The organism is Chondromyces apiculatus DSM 436 (assembly GCF_000601485.1).
Lineage (GTDB): Bacteria > Myxococcota_A > Polyangia > Polyangiales > Polyangiaceae > Chondromyces > Chondromyces apiculatus.
This window is the reverse complement of sequence record NZ_ASRX01000062.1, coordinates 78,260-94,379: the sequence shown is the minus strand read 5'-3', so window position 1 is coordinate 94,379 and position 16,120 is coordinate 78,260. Positions and strand designations below refer to the sequence as shown.

General features: G+C 69.8%; 14 protein-coding genes and 1 pseudogene. 13 read left to right on the top strand and 2 right to left on the bottom strand.

The window, feature by feature from the left end; translation table 11 throughout:
- The 12 genes and pseudogenes from CAP_RS52770 to CAP_RS45965 form a co-directional block, all read left to right on the top strand.
- Positions 1–707 (top strand): annotated as a pseudogene (locus CAP_RS52770) (hypothetical protein); the annotation flags it as partial.
- Positions 708–713: 6 nt separating this feature from the next.
- Positions 714–1,388, top strand: a complete 675-nt coding sequence (locus CAP_RS32080; protein WP_044247813.1) for an OmpA family protein — start codon at positions 714–716, stop codon at positions 1,386–1,388.
- A complete protein-coding gene (locus CAP_RS45980) occupies positions 1,385–2,152 on the top strand; it encodes a DUF2894 domain-containing protein (protein WP_052376416.1) in 768 nt (255 codons plus the stop codon). The genes CAP_RS32080 and CAP_RS45980 overlap by 4 nt, the downstream gene beginning before the upstream one ends.
- Positions 2,153–2,165: 13 nt before the next feature.
- The gene (locus tag CAP_RS32070) at positions 2,166–2,609 is read left to right on the top strand and encodes a hypothetical protein (RefSeq protein WP_044247811.1); all 444 of its coding nucleotides are present in this window, start codon (positions 2,166–2,168) and stop codon (positions 2,607–2,609) included.
- 235 nt (positions 2,610–2,844) lie between these two features.
- Complete coding sequence (locus CAP_RS32065) at positions 2,845–3,720, top strand: PP2C family protein-serine/threonine phosphatase (RefSeq protein WP_044247810.1); 876 nt, start codon at positions 2,845–2,847, stop codon at positions 3,718–3,720.
- 117 nt (positions 3,721–3,837) lie between these two features.
- Positions 3,838–6,759 carry an excinuclease ABC subunit UvrA gene (gene uvrA, locus CAP_RS32060; RefSeq protein WP_044247808.1) on the top strand — a complete coding sequence of 974 codons (2,922 nt, stop codon included), beginning with the start codon at positions 3,838–3,840 and terminating at the stop codon, positions 6,757–6,759.
- A 96-nt stretch (positions 6,760–6,855) separates the two neighbouring features.
- Positions 6,856–8,262 carry a GH25 family lysozyme gene (locus tag CAP_RS45975; RefSeq protein WP_052376415.1) on the top strand — a complete coding sequence of 469 codons (1,407 nt, stop codon included), beginning with the start codon at positions 6,856–6,858 and terminating at the stop codon, positions 8,260–8,262.
- 253 nt (positions 8,263–8,515) lie between these two features.
- Positions 8,516–10,498: a hypothetical protein gene (locus CAP_RS45970; RefSeq protein WP_156041327.1), complete on the top strand. Its 1,983-nt coding sequence runs from the start codon at positions 8,516–8,518 to the stop codon at positions 10,496–10,498.
- Positions 10,499–10,810: 312 nt separating this feature from the next.
- Complete coding sequence (locus CAP_RS32045; protein ID WP_044247806.1) at positions 10,811–11,695, top strand: hypothetical protein; 885 nt, start codon at positions 10,811–10,813, stop codon at positions 11,693–11,695.
- A gap of 261 nt (positions 11,696–11,956) precedes the next feature.
- Positions 11,957–12,943 (top strand): fatty acid desaturase family protein, encoded by a 987-nt coding sequence (locus tag CAP_RS32040; RefSeq protein WP_044247805.1) that lies wholly within the window; start codon positions 11,957–11,959, stop codon positions 12,941–12,943.
- An 81-nt stretch (positions 12,944–13,024) separates the two neighbouring features.
- Positions 13,025–13,378, top strand: coding sequence for a response regulator (locus CAP_RS32035; RefSeq protein ID WP_044247803.1), 354 nt, complete (start codon positions 13,025–13,027; stop codon positions 13,376–13,378).
- Positions 13,379–13,466: 88 nt separating this feature from the next.
- Positions 13,467–14,099 carry a DNA-binding transcriptional response regulator gene (locus CAP_RS45965; RefSeq protein WP_052376413.1) on the top strand — a complete coding sequence of 211 codons (633 nt, stop codon included), beginning with the start codon at positions 13,467–13,469 and terminating at the stop codon, positions 14,097–14,099.
- A gap of 72 nt (positions 14,100–14,171) precedes the next feature.
- On the opposite strand, the gene CAP_RS32025 is transcribed toward CAP_RS45965, so the two are convergent.
- A complete protein-coding gene (locus CAP_RS32025; protein ID WP_044247853.1) occupies positions 14,172–14,777 on the bottom strand; it encodes a hypothetical protein in 606 nt (201 codons plus the stop codon).
- Between the two features lie 95 nt (positions 14,778–14,872).
- A complete protein-coding gene (locus tag CAP_RS32020; protein WP_044247801.1) occupies positions 14,873–15,211 on the bottom strand; it encodes a hypothetical protein in 339 nt (112 codons plus the stop codon).
- 132 nt (positions 15,212–15,343) lie between these two features.
- Here CAP_RS32020 and CAP_RS32015 point away from each other — a divergent pair, with 132 nt between their 5' ends.
- Positions 15,344–16,105 (top strand): EI24 domain-containing protein, encoded by a 762-nt coding sequence (locus CAP_RS32015; RefSeq protein WP_052376412.1) that lies wholly within the window; start codon positions 15,344–15,346, stop codon positions 16,103–16,105.
- The last annotated feature ends 15 nt before the right edge of the window (positions 16,106–16,120 follow it).

Below are 16,120 nucleotides of genomic sequence, written 5' to 3'. Positions count from 1 at the left end.
AGGCGGCGGCGCGGGTCCTGGCCGAGGCGGCGGGGCGCGAGGCGGGGCGCGTGGAGGCAGCCGACGCGCGGGAGAAGGCGCGGGCGGAGGCGGAGGCGCTGCGGGATGGGCGGCTCGATGCGCTGATCGCGCGGCTCGATCAGGCGTCGCGCGACGTGGCGGAGAACGCGCGGGCGCAGGCGGCAGAGGTGACGGCGCTCGCGGAGGCGGCGACGGCGCGGGCGGCGGCGTTCGATGCGCAGGCGGAGGCGAGGCTCGCGGCGCTCGCGGAGGGCGCGCAGGCGGCGCTGGCGGCGCAGGCAGCGCGGATCGCGGGCTTCGAGGAGCGGCTCGAACGGGACCGGGCGGAGAACGCGGGGGCCCTCGGGGAGCGGCTCGCGGCGCACGCGCGGGAGCTCGGAGAGGGGCTGCGGGGGACGGGGGCGCTCGTGCACGAGGCGGCGGATCTGCTGCGCGCGGGCGGGGCGGAGATGAGCGCGGTCTCGGAGATGTTCACGGCGGCGGTGGACCGCTACCGCGAGGCGAGCGACAGGTGGCTCGACAGCCTCGGGGCGGTGGAGGAGGCGCTGGAGCACAAGGGGCGCGGGGAGACCGCGGACCTGCTCGGGACCTACCTCGACCAGACCCGCGAGGTGTTCGATCACTCCCTGAGGTTCCAGCGGGAGCTCTTCTCGGAGCTGCGGGCGCTCCGGAACCGGTCGAGCTGACAGGCGATGCTCGATCCCGCCGCCACCCCCGAGGAGGAGTCCTCCGAGCTGTCCGCCATCTGGCCGGTGTTCGGCGACTTGATGGCCTGTCTGTTCGGGCTCTTCGTGCTGTTCTTCGTGTGGGCGGTGGCGTTCCAGGTGGACCTCGCGGGGGACCTGGAGGCCGAGCGCGCTGCGCGCGCCGAGGAGCGCGCGCGGCTGGAGACGCTGGAGCGGGCGCTCGCAGGTCCGCTCGCGGCAGGCAGGATCACCCTCACCGACGGGCGGATCGGGATCCGGGGCAGCATCCTGTTCGGCCTCGGCTCGGCGGAGCTGCAGCCGGAGGGGACGGAGGTGCTGGAGGACATCGCGCCAGCGCTGCAGGCGTACCTCGCGGAGCACGATGAGCTGATCATGGTCAGCGGGTTCACGGACGATCAAGCGGTCGCGGTGTCGGCGCGGAGCTTCCAGGACAACTGGGAGCTGTCGGTGCAGCGCGCGCTCAAGGTGACCCGCGCGCTCGCCGCGGCGGGGGTTCCGTCGGGTGAGCTGTTCGCGGCTGGCTTCGGCGAGGCCCACCCCGTGGCGCCCAACGACACGCCCGAGAACCGCGCCAGGAACCGGCGCGTGGAGATCTCCCCCATTCCCCGGCACCACGCCGCGGGATCGCACCCGGCACCCGCCGGGGTGGACGCGCGGTGAGCGGCGCGGAGAGCGACGGCGCGGAGAGCGACGGCGCGGAGAGCGACGGCGCGGAGAGCGACGGCGCGGAGAGCGACGGCGCGGAGGAAGAGGCACGCGCGCTGGAAGGGCGCCTGGCCCGGCTCGCGGACGAGGGGGGGCGCGCGATCGATCCGCCCGGGTTCCGGTTCGCGGAGGCGCTGCTGGAGCGGGCGCGGGGGCTCGGTGGGGGCGCGGGGGCGCGCCTCCTCGGGCGGGCCAGCGAGCGGCTCGACCTCCTGGAGGCAGCGTTCCTCCGCAGGCGAGAGGAAGCACGCGCAGTGATGCGCGCGCTCGGCGAGGCAGGTCTGGAGACACCGGAGGAGGTGCAGGTCGCGCTCGACCTGGGGGACCTGCCGGAGGCCACGCGGGTGGCGCGCCGACACCTCCGACCGCGGCCTGCCCCGCGGGAAGCACCGCGCCGGCCCTGGCTTGCGAGGCTCCGGGAGGAGGCTGCCACGTCGTTCCAGGAGTCGGTCGGGACCGCGCGCGCCACGCTCGCGGTCGCTCGCGCCGCGGATCGGGTGCCTCCTTCGGCGGGGCCGTACAATCCACAGGCCCTCGCCGTCCGTGCACTGCTCACTGCCGAGGGGCTCTCGCCGGCCTACGTGCACGCCCTGCTGGAGGAACTCGACGACCTCGCGGCGCTGGAGGCGACCATCGCGCCACCGAGTGCATCGGCGAAAATCCGCTCCGACCGAAAGGGGACGGAGAGCAGGCAGCCACGTCGCCGCACGCGTACGTAGTACACTGAAGGACATGCTTCGAACGACAGGCGTGCTGCTCGGCGCCGTCCTCGCGTCGGCCCTCGTCACGCTCGGGTGCGCGTCGGAGTCCCAGGCGCTGCGGCGCTCGGCCCCCAAGCTCGAGCTGAAGCCCTGCGGCAAGGAGAAGGTGGTCCACGGAGAGGGCTACGACGCGGCGGCGCGCGAGTGCATCTGGAAGGCGTACCTCGCCCGCGATGCCGCCGAGTTCACCACCACCCACGTCACCATCGAGGGCGACCCGATCGCGTACACGATCCAGATCAAGCCCGACGTGGTGGTCACCGTCGACAATCAGGATCGTTACGGCCAGAAGGGCGTGTCCACCCACACCTGTCAGGCCATGGAGCGCATCCGTCAGGAGAAGCAGCCAGAACGCTTTGGCTTTGCCCTGACCGGGTGCGTGGGAGGCGGCATGACCCGCCTGGCCGTCCCCTGAGGGCTGACCCTCGGCATGGCGCGCGGCGTCGCCCGACCCTGCATTGCAGCCTTCTCGTGACGTAGACGCGGGCCCTGTCAGGGCCTACTCTTTCGAGATGCTGCCCGCCTTGGGGCCGCCCGAGGAGGTCATCGCCTCCTTGCCCGGTTTCACTCACCCACCCTCGCCCTTCCTCGACGGGAACAGGCCAGGGCGGTGATGCACCCTGGACCATCGAACGCCAGAGGATCCCGCCATGCTCGAGCCTGTCAGAGATGCCACCGATCCGCAGCTTTTCCTCGAAGCTGCGGGATGCACCCACGTGGGCATGATCCGGGACTCGAATCAGGACAGCTTCGCGCTCATCGAGTCGATGGGGCTGTTCCTGCTCGCGGACGGCATGGGTGGGCGCGCCGCAGGCGAGATCGCGTCGCGGATGGCGGTGGATACGGTGCGGGGCTTCTTCGACGACCCCGACGCGACCTGGCCCATCGCGCTCGGTCCTCCGAGCAGCCGGAAGGGCAACACGCGCTACGTGGACCAGGCGCTACCGCTGCTCGTCGCGGGGATCCAGCTCGCGAACGGGCGGATCTTCGCGGCGGCGCGGCGTGATCGGGACAAGCGCGGCATGGGCACCACCTTCGCCGGGGCGCTCGCGCGCGACGGCTTCGTCGCCATCGCGCACGTGGGCGACAGCCGCGTCTACCGCTACCGGGAAGGCCAGATGGAGCTGCTCACGCGCGACCACTCGCTGCTCAACGAGTGCATCCGGCTCGGCCACATCCAGCCCGAGGACGCGGCGTCGTTTCCGCTGCAGCACGTGATCACCCGCGCGCTCGGCACCGAGGAGATGGTGGAGGTGGAGACCCGCATCGAGGAGGTGCGCTGCGACGACGTGCTGCTCCTCTGCTCCGACGGGCTCTCCGGTCCTGTCTCGTCGGACGAGATGGCGGAGATCCTCGACGCGCACGTGGACGTCAACATCGCGGTGCGCCGCATGGTCCAGCGCGCCAACGAGCGCGGCGGGCCGGACAACGTGACCTGCATCCTGGCCCGCTGGAGCGACGCCGCAATGGGCGGCAACCGGGGCCGTCAGGCGACGACGCCGACCACGCCCGCGCCTGCTCCCTGATTTTCCGAGGCAAGCGTTCGCGCGAACACGCAATGCACGAGGTGCACGCGGGCGCGTTCGCGTGAGGCACGCGCCCGATGTTGCGCCGCCGGTCTTCGTGCTAAGCGCCACGCCCCCATGCAGTCTCACCGGCGCGCACCCAACCTTCACGAGGCTGCCCGCGAGCCCGACTTCATCGAGGTCATCGGCTCGCGCGAGCACAACCTCCACATCGAGCGGCTCGAGGTTCCGAAGCGGAAGCTGGTGGTCTTCACCGGCGTGAGCGGGTCGGGCAAGTCGAGCCTGGCGTTCGACACGCTCTACGCCGAGGGGCAGCGCCGGTACGTCGAGACGCTCAGCTCCTATGCGCGCCAGTTCCTGGGGCAGATGCAGCGGCCCGACGTGGAGCACCTCCGGGGGCTGTCGCCGACGATCGCCATCGAGCAGAAGAGCGCGTCGAACAACCCGCGCTCGACGGTCGGGACCATCACCGAGATCTACGACTACCTGCGCCTGCTCTATGCGCGCGCGGGCGAGCAGCACTGCCACAAGTGCGGCAAGCCCGTGCAGGCGCAGACGCCGGAGCAGATCGCGGCCGAGATCCTGGCGCTGCCCGAGGGGGCAAGGGCGACGCTGGTGGCGCCGCTGGTGACGCACCGGAAGGGGGAGTTCCGCGAGCTGTTCGACGACCTCAGGGCGCGCGGGTTCCTGCGGGTCGAGGTGGACGGCGAGGCCATCCGCCTCGACGAGGTGCCCGAGGGGAACCTGAAGCTCGCGAAGCACGTGAAGCACACCATCGGCCTCGTGGTGGACCGCATCCCGGTCACGCCCGACAACCGGCAGCGGCTGGTGGAGGGGGTGGAGCTCGGGCTCCGGGAGGGCAAGGGAGAGCTGCAGGTCGCCATCGAGGGCGGGTCGAGCAAGTCGAGCAAGTCGAGCAAGTCGCAGAAGAGCGCGGGCACGACGCTGACCTTCAGCGTGAACCGGGCTTGCTGCGGGCAGAGCTTCCCGGAGCTGAGCCCGCAGAACTTCTCGTTCAACAGCCCGCTCGGGATGTGCGGGGCGTGCAACGGGCTCGGGACGCGGCTGGAGGTGGATCCGGAGCTGGTCATCCCCGACGGCTCGCTGTCCATCCGCGATGGGGCCATCGCGCCGTGGGCGTCGGCGATGGCGCGCGGGGAGGGGTGGACGTTCCGCATCGCGGAGTCGGTGGCGAAGGCCTGCAAGGTGGACCTCGACGTGCCGTGGAAGCGGCTCGGGGCGAAGAAGCAGCGTCTGGTGCTGTTCGGGATGGAGGGGCAGAAGATCGCGGTGGCGTGGGGGAAGGAGGGGAGCGAGAGCCACGGGACGTTCGGGATGACCTGGGAGGGGGTGATCCCGGGGCTGATGCGCCGCTTCCGCGACTCGACCTCGGACACGGCGCGCGAGCAGTACCGGCGCTTCATGCGCGAGGTGGCGTGCGACGTGTGCGAGGGGCGGCGGCTGCGCCCGGAGACGATGGCGGTCTTCCTCGCGGGCAAGAGCATCGCCGACGTGACGGGGATGACGGTGAAGCAAGCCATGGGGCACTTCGAGGCGCTGACGTTGAGCGGGGCGCGGCAGCAGATCACCGAGGGGGTGCAGCGGGAGATCGCGAGCCGGCTCGGGTTCCTGCTCAACGTGGGGCTCGATTACCTGACCCTGAACCGCGGGGGGCCGACGCTGAGCGGGGGCGAGGCGCAGCGCATCCGGCTCGCGAGCCAGCTCGGGAGCGAGCTGAGCGGGGTGATGTACGTGCTCGACGAGCCGAGCATCGGGCTGCACCAGCGCGACAACGGGCGGCTCATCGCCACGCTGCGCAGGCTCCGGGACCTCGGCAACACGGTGCTGGTGGTGGAGCACGACGAGGAGACGGTGCGCGCGGCAGACCACGTGATCGACTTCGGTCCGGGCGCGGGGCACCTCGGGGGGAAGGTGATCGCGGCGGGGACGCCGGAGGAGATCGAGAAGGACCCGGACAGCCTGACGGGCGCGTACCTGTCCGGCCGCATCAAGATCGAGACGCCGAAGGAGCGGCGCGCGCCAAGGGCGTGGATCGAGATCCTGGGGGCGACGGAGCACAACCTGAAGGACATCCATGTGAAGGTGCCGCTCGGGGTGCTCGCGGCGGTGACCGGGGTGAGCGGGGCGGGGAAGAGCAGCCTGGTGAACGGGATCCTGCTGCCCGCCCTCGGGCGAGAGCTGCACGGGGCGCTCGATCCGGTGGGCGCACACCAGGGGATCAAGGGGCTCGATGCGCTCGACAAGGTGATCGCCATCGACCAGAAGCCGATCGGGCGCACGCCCCGCTCGAACCCGGGGACGTACACGAAGGCCTTCGACCAGATCCGGGAGCTGTTTGCGCAGCTCCCCGATGCGCGGGCGCGCGGGTGGGAGTCGGGGCGGTTCAGCTTCAACGTGAAGGGCGGGCGCTGCGAGTCGTGCCACGGCGACGGGGTGGTGAAGGTGGAGATGCACTTCCTCGCCGACGTCTACGTGACGTGCGAGCTGTGCAAGGGGAAGCGCTACAACGAGCAGACGCTGTCGGTGCGCTACAAGGGCAAGAGCATCGCCGACATCCTCGACACGAGCATCGACGAGTGCCTGAAGCTGTTCGAGGCGGTGCCGGCGCTGAAGCGGATCCTGATGACGCTCGCGGAGGTGGGGCTCGGCTACATGAAGATCGGGCAGAGCGCGCCGACGATGAGCGGCGGCGAGGCGCAGCGGGTGAAGCTGTCCCGGGAACTCGGCAAGAGCCAGACGGGGCGGACGCTCTACGTGCTCGACGAGCCGACGACGGGGCTCCACTTCGAGGACATCCGGAAGCTGCTGGGGGTGCTGCAGCGGCTCGTCGAGGGGGGGAACACGGTGGTGGTGATCGAGCACAACCTCGACGTGATCCGCTGCGCCGACTGGCTGATCGACATCGGGCCCGAGGGCGGCGATGGGGGCGGTCGCGTCATCGCGGAGGGCACCCCGGAGCAGGTGGCCCGGGTGCAGGCGTCCTACACGGGGCAGTTCCTGCAAAAAATGCTGAGCTGATGCGGCGCGGATGCGGCGGGGGCCTCACCGCCCTGCGCGTCCCTCCGCGGGTTCCTGGACTGGGGCCGCCGTCTTCCGCCATGCTGTACGGCGCGCATGTTCCTGCACGCCACTCGCCCGACCCTCGCCGCACGCCGCCTTCTTCATCCGCTCCTCGCCGCCGCGCTGCTGGTGCTGCCGGGGTGCGCCGCCGAGACCGGCGAGGTCGCCGAGACCGGCGAGGTCCCCGGGGGAGAGCGCCTCGGGGAAGGGACGGCAGCGCAGGTGGTGTGCGCGGAGGGGTCCACCGTGCCGGGGATCGACGTGTCGTACTGGCAGCAGGCGATCGACTGGGAGGCCGTGGCGGACTCCGGGGTGCGCTTCGCGATCGCGCGGGTGAGCCACGGGGCGATCGACACGCTCTTCGACGAGAACTGGGCGGGCATCAAGGATGCGGGGCTGATCCGGGGGGCGTACCAGTACTACCTCGCCGACATGGATCCGCTGGAGCAGGCGGAGATCATGGTCGACGCCATCGGGCAGCTCGGGGAGAAGGACCTGCCGCCGGTCCTCGACGTCGAGTCCGACGAGGGGCAGGACACGCAGACCATCCTCGACGGGATCACGCTGTGGCTCGATCGGGTGGAGGAGGCCACGGGGCGCAAGCCGATCATCTACACGGGGAAGTACTTCTGGCAGGACCACGTGGGGAGCGACGCCTTCGTCGACTACCCGCTCTGGATCCCCAACTACAGCAACGAGTGCCCGGACCTGCCGAACAATACGTGGAGCGACTGGACCTTCTTCCAGCACTCGTCGACGGGCTCGGTGCCGGGCATCCAGGGCAATGTGGACCTCGACGTGTTCAACGGGACGTACGAGGAGCTGGAGGCGTTCGCGCGCGGTGAGCTGGCCGCGGCGTTCGTGAGCCAGTCGTTTCCGTATGCCAGCCAGGGGCCGCTGCAGATCGAGGCCGGCGAGGCGGTGGAGGTGTCGCTCGAGCTGCGCAACGTGGGGTCGCGGGCGTGGAACGAGGGGACGCACCTGGCGACGACGGAGCCGCGCGGGCGGGAGAGCGTGTTCGCGGGGGCGGAGTGGCCCTCGGCGAGCCTGCCGGCCGCGGTGGTAGGGACCGTGCTGCCGGGAGAGACGTACCAGTTCACGTTCAAGCTCCATGCGCCGCTGACGCCAGGGGTGCACGACGAGTTCTTCGGGCTCGTGCACGTCACGGACAGCGGGGAGACGTGGTTCAGCGATCCAGGGCAAGGCGGGCCGCCGGACAACCAGCTCGAAGGGATCTTCGAGGTGGTCGCCGGAGAGCCGGAGGTGCCGGAAGAGCCTGAAGAGCCCGAGGTGCCGGTCGATCCGGAGGTGCCGGAGGGCGGCGAGGGTGCGGACACCGAAGGCACGACGGGCAGGGGAGCGCTGTGCAGCGCGCGGCCTGGCGCGGTGGGGCGAGAGGGCTGGATGCTCGCAGCACTCGGGGTGCTCGGGGTGATGCGACGCCGACGCTCCAGGGGCTGAGTAGCGCTTTCGTTGCAGGACAGTAGCGCACGTGGACTTACACGGGTGATGGCGTGTCCTGCACGCGCGGCGCTCGGAGATCATGGCGCCATCGCCACGTCACGAGGCGGTGCGGTGCGGGTGAACCTGCGCTGACACCCGGAGGTTGCGTGAAGCGCTGCCCCCTGTGCCCGTTGTGTTTGCGAGAGCCATTTGGTTACGTTCCAGACGCTGCCGGCTCTCGGCAAGCAACACCGATCGCAAGGAGACACGCGTGCAAGCTTTAACGTTCAGCCGTCTGGTAGGTCTGTCGTGCGCCCTCGTGGGCGGGTTCTCGTGCGTGGCCGACGGGGCCCCGCAGCAGACCACAGGCATCACCTACCGTCTTCCCACCCTCGCCGAAGATCTCGGAGAGGGCGCTACAGTGCCCTCGACGCTCCGCGCCGCGTACATCGCGTCGGTGCAAGCCAGAGCCTCCGAGGCCTACCGGCCCCGGCATGGCGGCGCTGCCATCCACGCCCACAATCCGTCGCAGAGGTTCGACGCTGCCATCACGACCCAGGGCGTGGCCCTCGCGCCAGCGGATGCCAGTGCTGGCTGGAGCTGGTCTGTGTCCACCGTCGCGTATGGCTGCGACGGTGCGCTCGAGGCGGTGCAGGACAGCGCGCCCGAGATCGACGAGGCGCGCGTCACGTACCGGCGGGGTGACCTCGAAGAGTGGTACGTGAACGGGCCCCTCGGTCTGGAGCAGGGGTTCACGCTCGCCTCGGCACCTGTCTGTCGCGCGGCGGGTGGAGGCCTGGTCACCGTGGCGCTGGAGGCAGGGGGCTCGCTCGAGCCGATGCTCGATGCCGACGGCACCGGGCTGGCCTGGAACGACACGGATGGGCAGCCCGTGCTGCGCTACACCGATCTGCACGTGGTCGATGCCACCGGGCGGGTGCTCGCCTCACGCATGGTGCTCGATGACGGTCGGGTCTCGCTGCAGGTCGACGACACCGGGGCGACGTATCCGCTGGTCGTCGATCCGCTCGTCGCCACCCAGCAGGCCAAGCTGCTCCCAGCTCTCGGCGGGGAGACGAACGACTACTTGGGTATGTCGGTGGCCATCAGCGGAGACACCGCAGTGGTGGGTGCCCACGGCGTCAATGAGACCATCCACACTTCCATCTGGGAGCCGGGCGCCGCGTACGTGTTCGTCCGCTCCGGTACCACCTGGACCGAGCAGGCCAAGATCACGACTCCGGATTACGATTACAGCAATCAGAGCGGCCAGTTCGGCCGGCGCGTGGCGATCAACGGGGATACCCTGCTCGTCGCAGCAAGCACGAGAGGGTACCGGCCGGCGTCGACGCCCTACCAGCAGGTGGGCGAGGTGTTCGTCTACCTCCGCTCCGGGACCTCTTGGAGCCTGCAGCAACGGCTGATGGCCTCGGACTGGGCAGCGTTTGCGCGCTTCGGGGAGTCGCTCGCTATCGAGGGGAACACCGCCGTCATCGGGAGCTTCACCGATGACGTCGGCTCGGACTCGGGCTCGGCGTACGTGTTCGTGAGGTCCGGCTCCACCTGGACCCAGCAACAGAAGCTCGTCGCTTCGGACGCTGCCGGAGGAGACAACTTCGGTCGGTCCGTGGCGATCAGTGGGGACAGGGTGCTCGTGGGCTCCGAGTTCGACGACGTCGTCACCAGCACCGACAACAGGGGCTCCGCCTACGTGTTCGTCCGTAGCGGCTCCCCCGCGGCATGGACGCAGGAAGCCAAGCTCACCGGCTCCGACAATGGGCCGAATGGCAGGTTCGGCTACTCGGTGTCTCTCAGCGGCGACACCGCCGCCGTGGGGGCCTTCCTGGTCGTCGCTCCCTACGCCGAATCGGGCGCGGCCTACGTCTTCTCGCGCAACCCTTCCACGTCCGCGTGGAGCCAAGACCAGAAGCTCGTGCCCTCCTCACCGTCGATCTACGAGCGTTTCGGCTCGAGCGTGGCGATCAGCGGCAACACCCTCATCGTGGGCGCCGCCGCAGGCGATGCTCCGAGCACCTCCGATACGGGCTCGGCCTATGTGTTCCGCCGCGCGGGGAGCCCTGCTACATGGACGCAGAACCACGAGTTCTTCGCCTCCGATGGGGCAGCCAACGATCTCTTCGGAGATGCGGTGGCCCTCGACGGGGACACCGCCCTGATCGGCGCCTGGCAAGACGATGATGGCGGCTCAAGCTCGGGCTCGGCCTACGTCTTCACCCTCGCCGACGTGCCCTGATCAGGTCCGCCCACGGGCCCCGAGGCGCTGCCCGCCATGACAGCGGCAACACTTCGGGGTCGTGGGACCCTCCTTGATCACACCACCAACATTCACGCCACCAACATCTCTGTCTTCGGGGCCACGCGGCGCCAAGCAGCAAAGCAGGGGCTTTCGATCTCTCGGGATCGACCTCTCGGGATCGACGGCTTCGTGCCCAGAAGACCCATGGAACCAAGGGGATGGAGTCCCCGAAGACCCACTCCACAGGTCTTCCACACCTGAGCGTCCATCTGGTAGAGAGCCGAGGTCCATCGCCCGAAGGCTGCTCGGATGTCGCGTGCCAAGACCCCCCCGCCGAACACCGCGCCCGCCGCCCGGATGGCGGAGCTGCTGGCAGCGACGGAGCCAGAAGCGGCGGAGGTGCTGGGGGAGCACGCGCGGAAGCACTTCGAGCGCACGCGGAAGAAAGCCGCGCGGGCGCCCGTGCCGCTCAAGGAGCTGGTGCAGAAGGCGACCAAGGGGGCGCAGAGTCGGGCGCAGGACGCGCAGGACGCGCAAACCGAGGTGGCCGCGGGGGAGCGGTCGTACCAGCACGAAGGGCCGACGAAATCGAAGGTGCTGAACGCCTTCGTGCACGAGCTGGGGAGCGAGAGGCTGGTGTCGGTGGACACGGCCGTGCTGCACGAGGAGGTGCTGGCGCCGAAGCTGTTCGAGCTGGCGCGGCGGTACATGGTGCGGCTGCTGATGATCATCGGGCGCACGGATACGGCGCTGGGGGTGGCGCCCATGGTCCGGCCGGTGGTCAACGAGATGGGGGCGCGGCTGCACCTGCGCCAGGCAGCGCGAGAGCAAGGGGCGCTCGGGGACATCGCGCGCGACTACGTGGAGCGGTACGAGCGGCAGGGGAGACCGGAGCGGGACGATCGGGAGGCGAGCTGCATGATGGCGGCGTTCGCGGGGCGGCTGCTCGGGTACGCGGAGGCGAAGCTCGGAGAGCACGTGCGCGACGAGGTGCGGGAGGCACTGCTGGTGATGCTGGAGAGCGGACGCGCGACGTCGCGGCGCAGGAGGACGCCTCCACGGCAGGCCTCCGCGGCAGCATCGCCGGCGGCGTCGGAAGTACGGGCACGGGCAGGAGGCGAGGGGGCGACGGGCGAAGCAGCACCGCAGAGTCTCCTGCCGAAGAAGCTGTCCCCGAGGAAGCGGCCGCAGTGAGGCGCGCTGTGCGCAGCGGCTGGACCACGCGCGCAGCCGGTTGAAGAGGTTCGCGCTCTCCCGGCGATGCGCGTTCCGGTGAAGCGGTACGTGACAGAAGGCAGGTGAAACGCAGGCGAGAGTGCGCATGGGGATGCGCGCTGCGCACGTCGATGCGCACCCCCGTGATCGTGCGTGGACCTTGCCCGCGCGACTCGGGATGGTCTACGAGAAGGGCGCTCTCGTGGGCGCGGTGCGACGCCGCGCCGGAGAATCTGGATCATGGAAGGCAACGAACTCGTTGCAGCGTCTCGGCAGTTCAGCGCCGAGAATCGCGCGCGCAGCACCTGGTACGTCCTGTCTACGTTCGCGCTGCTCGCAGCCGCGTGCGCCGTTGCGGCGACTGCGCCCTGGTTGCCGGTGCGCATCGCTGCGAGCGTGCTGCAGGGATTGCTCATCGTGCGGGCGTTCATCCTGTCCCACGACTTCCAGCACGGCGCCCTCCTGCGCCGCTCGAAGTGGGGGAAGGCGCTGTTCACCGTCTACGGGCTCCTGGTGCTCACGCCCCCCCGGGCCTGGCGGCAGACGCACAACTACCACCACGCCAACACGGCCAAGATCGTGGGCGCGCAGATCGGGTCCTACCCGGTGATGACGGTGGAGATGTGGCGCCGGGCGCCGAAGGGGCGGCGGTGGATGTACGCGGCGGCGCGGCACCCGCTGAACATCCTGTTCGGGTACCTGACGATCTTCCTGTTCGGGATGTGCCTGTCGTCGTTCGTGCGCAAGCCGAAGGAGAACTACGACTCGCTCATCGCCCTCCTGCTCCACGTCGGGCTGGTCGGAGGGCTGACCTGGTTCTTCGGGTTCGACGTGGCGTTCTTCGCGCTGGTGCTGCCGCTGATCATCGCCTGCTCGTTCGGGGCTTACCTGTTCTACGCGCAGCACAATTTCCCCGACATCCACATCGAGCCACGCCAGACCTGGACCTTCCACCGAGCGGCGCTGGAGTCGTCGAGCTACATGCGCTGCGGTCCGGTGATGTCGTACTTCACCGGCGACATCGGGCTGCACCACGTTCACCACCTGAACGCTTCGATCCCGTTCTACCGGCTGCGCGAGGCGATGGCGGCGATTCCAGCCCTCCAGGTGCCGCCCGCGACGAGCCTGCACCCGCGCGACATCGTGGCCTGCCTCAAGCTGAAGGTCTGGGATCCGGTCGCACAGAGAATGGTGCCCTTCCCCGAGGAGCCGAGCCCATCGGCTTGACGCGGTCCCGAAACGGGAGAGACACTCTCTCCCGAGAGGTCGGGCTGTAGCTCGACCTCCTTGGCAGCTAGGGGGCCGACGATGGCGCGTTCGGTGCTGCTGGTGGACGACGACAATTCCAGTCGCGTGGCGCTCATGCTTCTCCTGGAGGAGGAGGGGTTCGTGGTGGAGACCGCCGTTTCCTTTGCCGATGCAAAGGCGCGGATCGGGCGAGGGACGCGCTACGATCTGGTGCTCCTGGACCAGCAGCTCGGGGATGGACGCGGGTCGGATCTCCTGCCGCTGGTGCGCGAGCATTCTCCCGGAGCGCGTGTGGTGCTGGTGAGCGGCAATGCGAAGCACGCGACAGTCGACGTCAGCGGCTTCGATGCGGTGATCGAGAAGGCCGCTGGCTTCCCCGAGATGCTCGCGCAGATGGTGCACGTGCTCGGCTGAGATGCGTGACATGCGCTCGTGGCCCGAGGCCGTGGGCGGACCAGCCGCTGCTTGACCCGCCCAGCACGCACACATAGCCTTCTGCGTCATGGCGGGCCCTGGTTCCACCCCGCGCGGTGCGCAGGGCGCTCACCCGGAGCACTCGAACGGCCCGCCGTCGTCGCGCCGCTTCCGGGTGGTGGTGGTCGACGACGACATCGACGCGCTCCATGACATCTCCACGATCCTGGCGACGGACATGGATGTCGTGACGTGCACGACCGCGGAACAGGCCCTCAAGCTCCTGTCCGCCTCGCGCTTTCACCTGATCTGCGTGAGCCTCGGCGGCTCGGGGACGGGCGGCGTGGAGTTGCTCGATCGGGCGACGCAGCTCCATCAAGGAACGAGCGGGCTGCTGATCACGGCGAGCGAGGGATACAGCCGCGGGCAGAAGCAGAGCCGTCATCACGTGCTCCTTCGGCCCTTCGACGCAGCGCGGCTACGATCGCTGGCGCTGCGGCTCGCGCAGCTCACGGAGATGAAGCGTTCGGTGCAATCGCTCACGGACTCGGTGATGGCTCCGGACTCGTCACGGGCGGCGCCACCCTCGTCGCGGCGTCTGTCCGAGGCTTCGCCCCAGAGCGAGCCCACCGGGCAAAGGTCGTCGCGTCCTCCTGGTGACCCTCCCGAGCGCCCTCACGACGTGCCGCCACCACCCTCCAGCCGCGACGTGCGACGCTGATCTGGCGCTCGCTGGAGAGACTGCGCCGCGAGGGCGCCTGAACGACACCGCTCTGCGGAGAAGGCCGTGCTGTCAGCCCTCTTCGAGGGGGTTGCTCAGCTCGTCGAGCAGGCCAGTGCTTCCTTCGAGGGGAATGGCGCGCGCGAGGGCCACCCGCTCAAGGACGACAGCCAGACCCATCACGTTGCCCACCTCGGGCAACCAGGCGCAGCTCCCGTCCCAGAGATCGAGCCGGATCCCCCGACGCTTGCCTTCTCCAGGAGCTGCCTGGCGCACGTCGGAGGAAGGAACCGCCACCCGATCGATCTGCGACCAGGAGAGGCGCCGCACCCGCGGGAAGCTGAAGCCAAAGAGCTCGCGGAGCTCCACGCCGTCCGGGTGCACGATGACGCCGCGCATCTGCTCGCGAAGGACAGCGGCGATGGCGCTCGTGCAGAGGATGATCGCGCAGACGCTCGAAGGGATGAGGCGGTGGCGATCCCCCTCGACCACGTAGCGGAACAGCCACGAGCTCGAGTTCGCCGCGTGCTGACCGTACAGGATGACGCCGGTGAAGATCGCGGCGAACCCGAGGTACGCGAGTGATGGGAAGCGTTCCTTGATCGGGGGCCCGAAGCTTATCCGCCGCTCGGGCTGGTACGTCATGTCGAAGCCGGGAGGTCTGGAGGGTCGCGCCATGACCTCAGTGTACACGGCTGCGGCGCACGCCTTGGGAGGGGGAATGGCGATTCAGGAGGTGACGAACAGCCGATCCCAGGGACTTTGTCGGGTGATTACTCGCACTTCGACGCCATGAGGGGGTTCGCGCGGAAGTGTTCGAGGCACCAGGGGGAGAGGGTGTCGGTGTAGTCGGCGCAGGGAATGGTGTCCGGAGCGGCTCCCGTCCGGTCCTTGGCGAGGCCCGCTTTGCATTCGACGCAGCACTTGGTGCGCATCTCTTCGGGGGCGGGGGCGGCTCCCGTGGTCGGCTCCGCCCCGCTCTCGGTCGGGGCCATGTCTTCACCGCCTTCGGACTGCACCTCGGGGACATCGGCTTGCTTCGGAGGAGGGGCACACGCCACGAGGGACACGAGGAGGGAGACGGTGAGGGCGGCGATGCACTTGGAGATCATGCAGGCATGCGTTATCGCTGAAAGGGCTGGAAGGCAAAGCCGATGATCCCCCCTGCACGCGCCCCATTGCCAGCGGAACGAGGCGTCCACCCGGGATCACGCGAGGGCGGATCGGCTGCGGGTACAGCGCCGATGGACCGGCCAGGGTTCGCTGCGGGCGTCCGCGCGCTCTTCGGAGGGTTCGGTTTCATCCTGACGAACCCCGACGTCTGGCCTCTCGCGCTGGTCCCCGTGGTGGTCGCCCTGATCGCGACCACGCTCCTCGGCTGGGGCGCCGTCTCCTTCGTCCCGGGACAGGTGCGGTCGCTGATGGGCACGCATGCGGGAGGGTTGCTCTCGACAGCGGTCGAGGTCTTCGCCACCGGCCTGTCCCTGCTCGTGGCCGCGCTGCTCGGCCTCATGCTGGCGCAGCCTCTCTCGGGACCAGCGCTGGAGCGGATCGTGCGGCGCGTCGAGCAACGCCTCGGTGCACCAGCGTGGCCCCCCACGAGCGTGGTGGACGATGTGCTCCGGTCGCTTCAGGCGATGCTCATCCCCTATGCGTTCGGGCTGCCGCTCCTCGCCGCGCTCTTCGTGATCAACCTGTTCGTTCCACCCGCCGTGGTGGTCACCTTCCCGCTCAAGATGGTGGTGACGGCGCTGATCCTCGCCTGGGATCTCGGCGACTATCCGCTGTCGATCCGGGGTGTTCCCATCCAGCGGCGGGTGGTCTTCATGGCGCATCACCCGGCTGCGATGCTGGGCTTCGGGCTCGGGCTCGCCCTGCTCGGCCTCGTGCCGTGCCTGTTCGTGCTGGTGCTGCCGGCTGGCGTGGCGGGTGCCGCCAGGCTGACGGTGGAGATCGAGCGCTGGGAGGCGACGCAGGGGCGAAGCCTGGACCACGCGGCGCGATAAACGTTGCCGTCGGGC

Excerpts from the sequence above, each read along its gene's own strand:
- CAP_RS32065 (WP_044247810.1), top strand. The coding sequence starts at position 2,845 with ATGCTCGAGCCTGTCAGAGATGCCACCGATCCGCAGCTTTTCCTCGAA.
- CAP_RS32035 (WP_044247803.1), top strand. The coding sequence starts at position 13,025 with ATGGCGCGTTCGGTGCTGCTGGTGGACGACGACAATTCCAGTCGCGTG.
- CAP_RS32040 (WP_044247805.1), top strand. The coding sequence starts at position 11,957 with ATGGAAGGCAACGAACTCGTTGCAGCGTCTCGGCAGTTCAGCGCCGAG.
- uvrA (WP_044247808.1), top strand. The coding sequence starts at position 3,838 with ATGCAGTCTCACCGGCGCGCACCCAACCTTCACGAGGCTGCCCGCGAG.
- CAP_RS45965 (WP_052376413.1), top strand. The coding sequence starts at position 13,467 with ATGGCGGGCCCTGGTTCCACCCCGCGCGGTGCGCAGGGCGCTCACCCG.
- CAP_RS32070 (WP_044247811.1), top strand. The coding sequence starts at position 2,166 with ATGCTTCGAACGACAGGCGTGCTGCTCGGCGCCGTCCTCGCGTCGGCC.
- CAP_RS32080 (WP_044247813.1), top strand. The coding sequence starts at position 714 with ATGCTCGATCCCGCCGCCACCCCCGAGGAGGAGTCCTCCGAGCTGTCC.
- CAP_RS32025 (WP_044247853.1), bottom strand. The coding sequence starts at position 14,777 with ATGGCGCGACCCTCCAGACCTCCCGGCTTCGACATGACGTACCAGCCC.
- CAP_RS32045 (WP_044247806.1), top strand. The coding sequence starts at position 10,811 with ATGTCGCGTGCCAAGACCCCCCCGCCGAACACCGCGCCCGCCGCCCGG.
- CAP_RS32020 (WP_044247801.1), bottom strand. The coding sequence starts at position 15,211 with ATGATCTCCAAGTGCATCGCCGCCCTCACCGTCTCCCTCCTCGTGTCC.
- CAP_RS32015 (WP_052376412.1), top strand. The coding sequence starts at position 15,344 with ATGGACCGGCCAGGGTTCGCTGCGGGCGTCCGCGCGCTCTTCGGAGGG.
- CAP_RS45975 (WP_052376415.1), top strand. The coding sequence starts at position 6,856 with ATGTTCCTGCACGCCACTCGCCCGACCCTCGCCGCACGCCGCCTTCTT.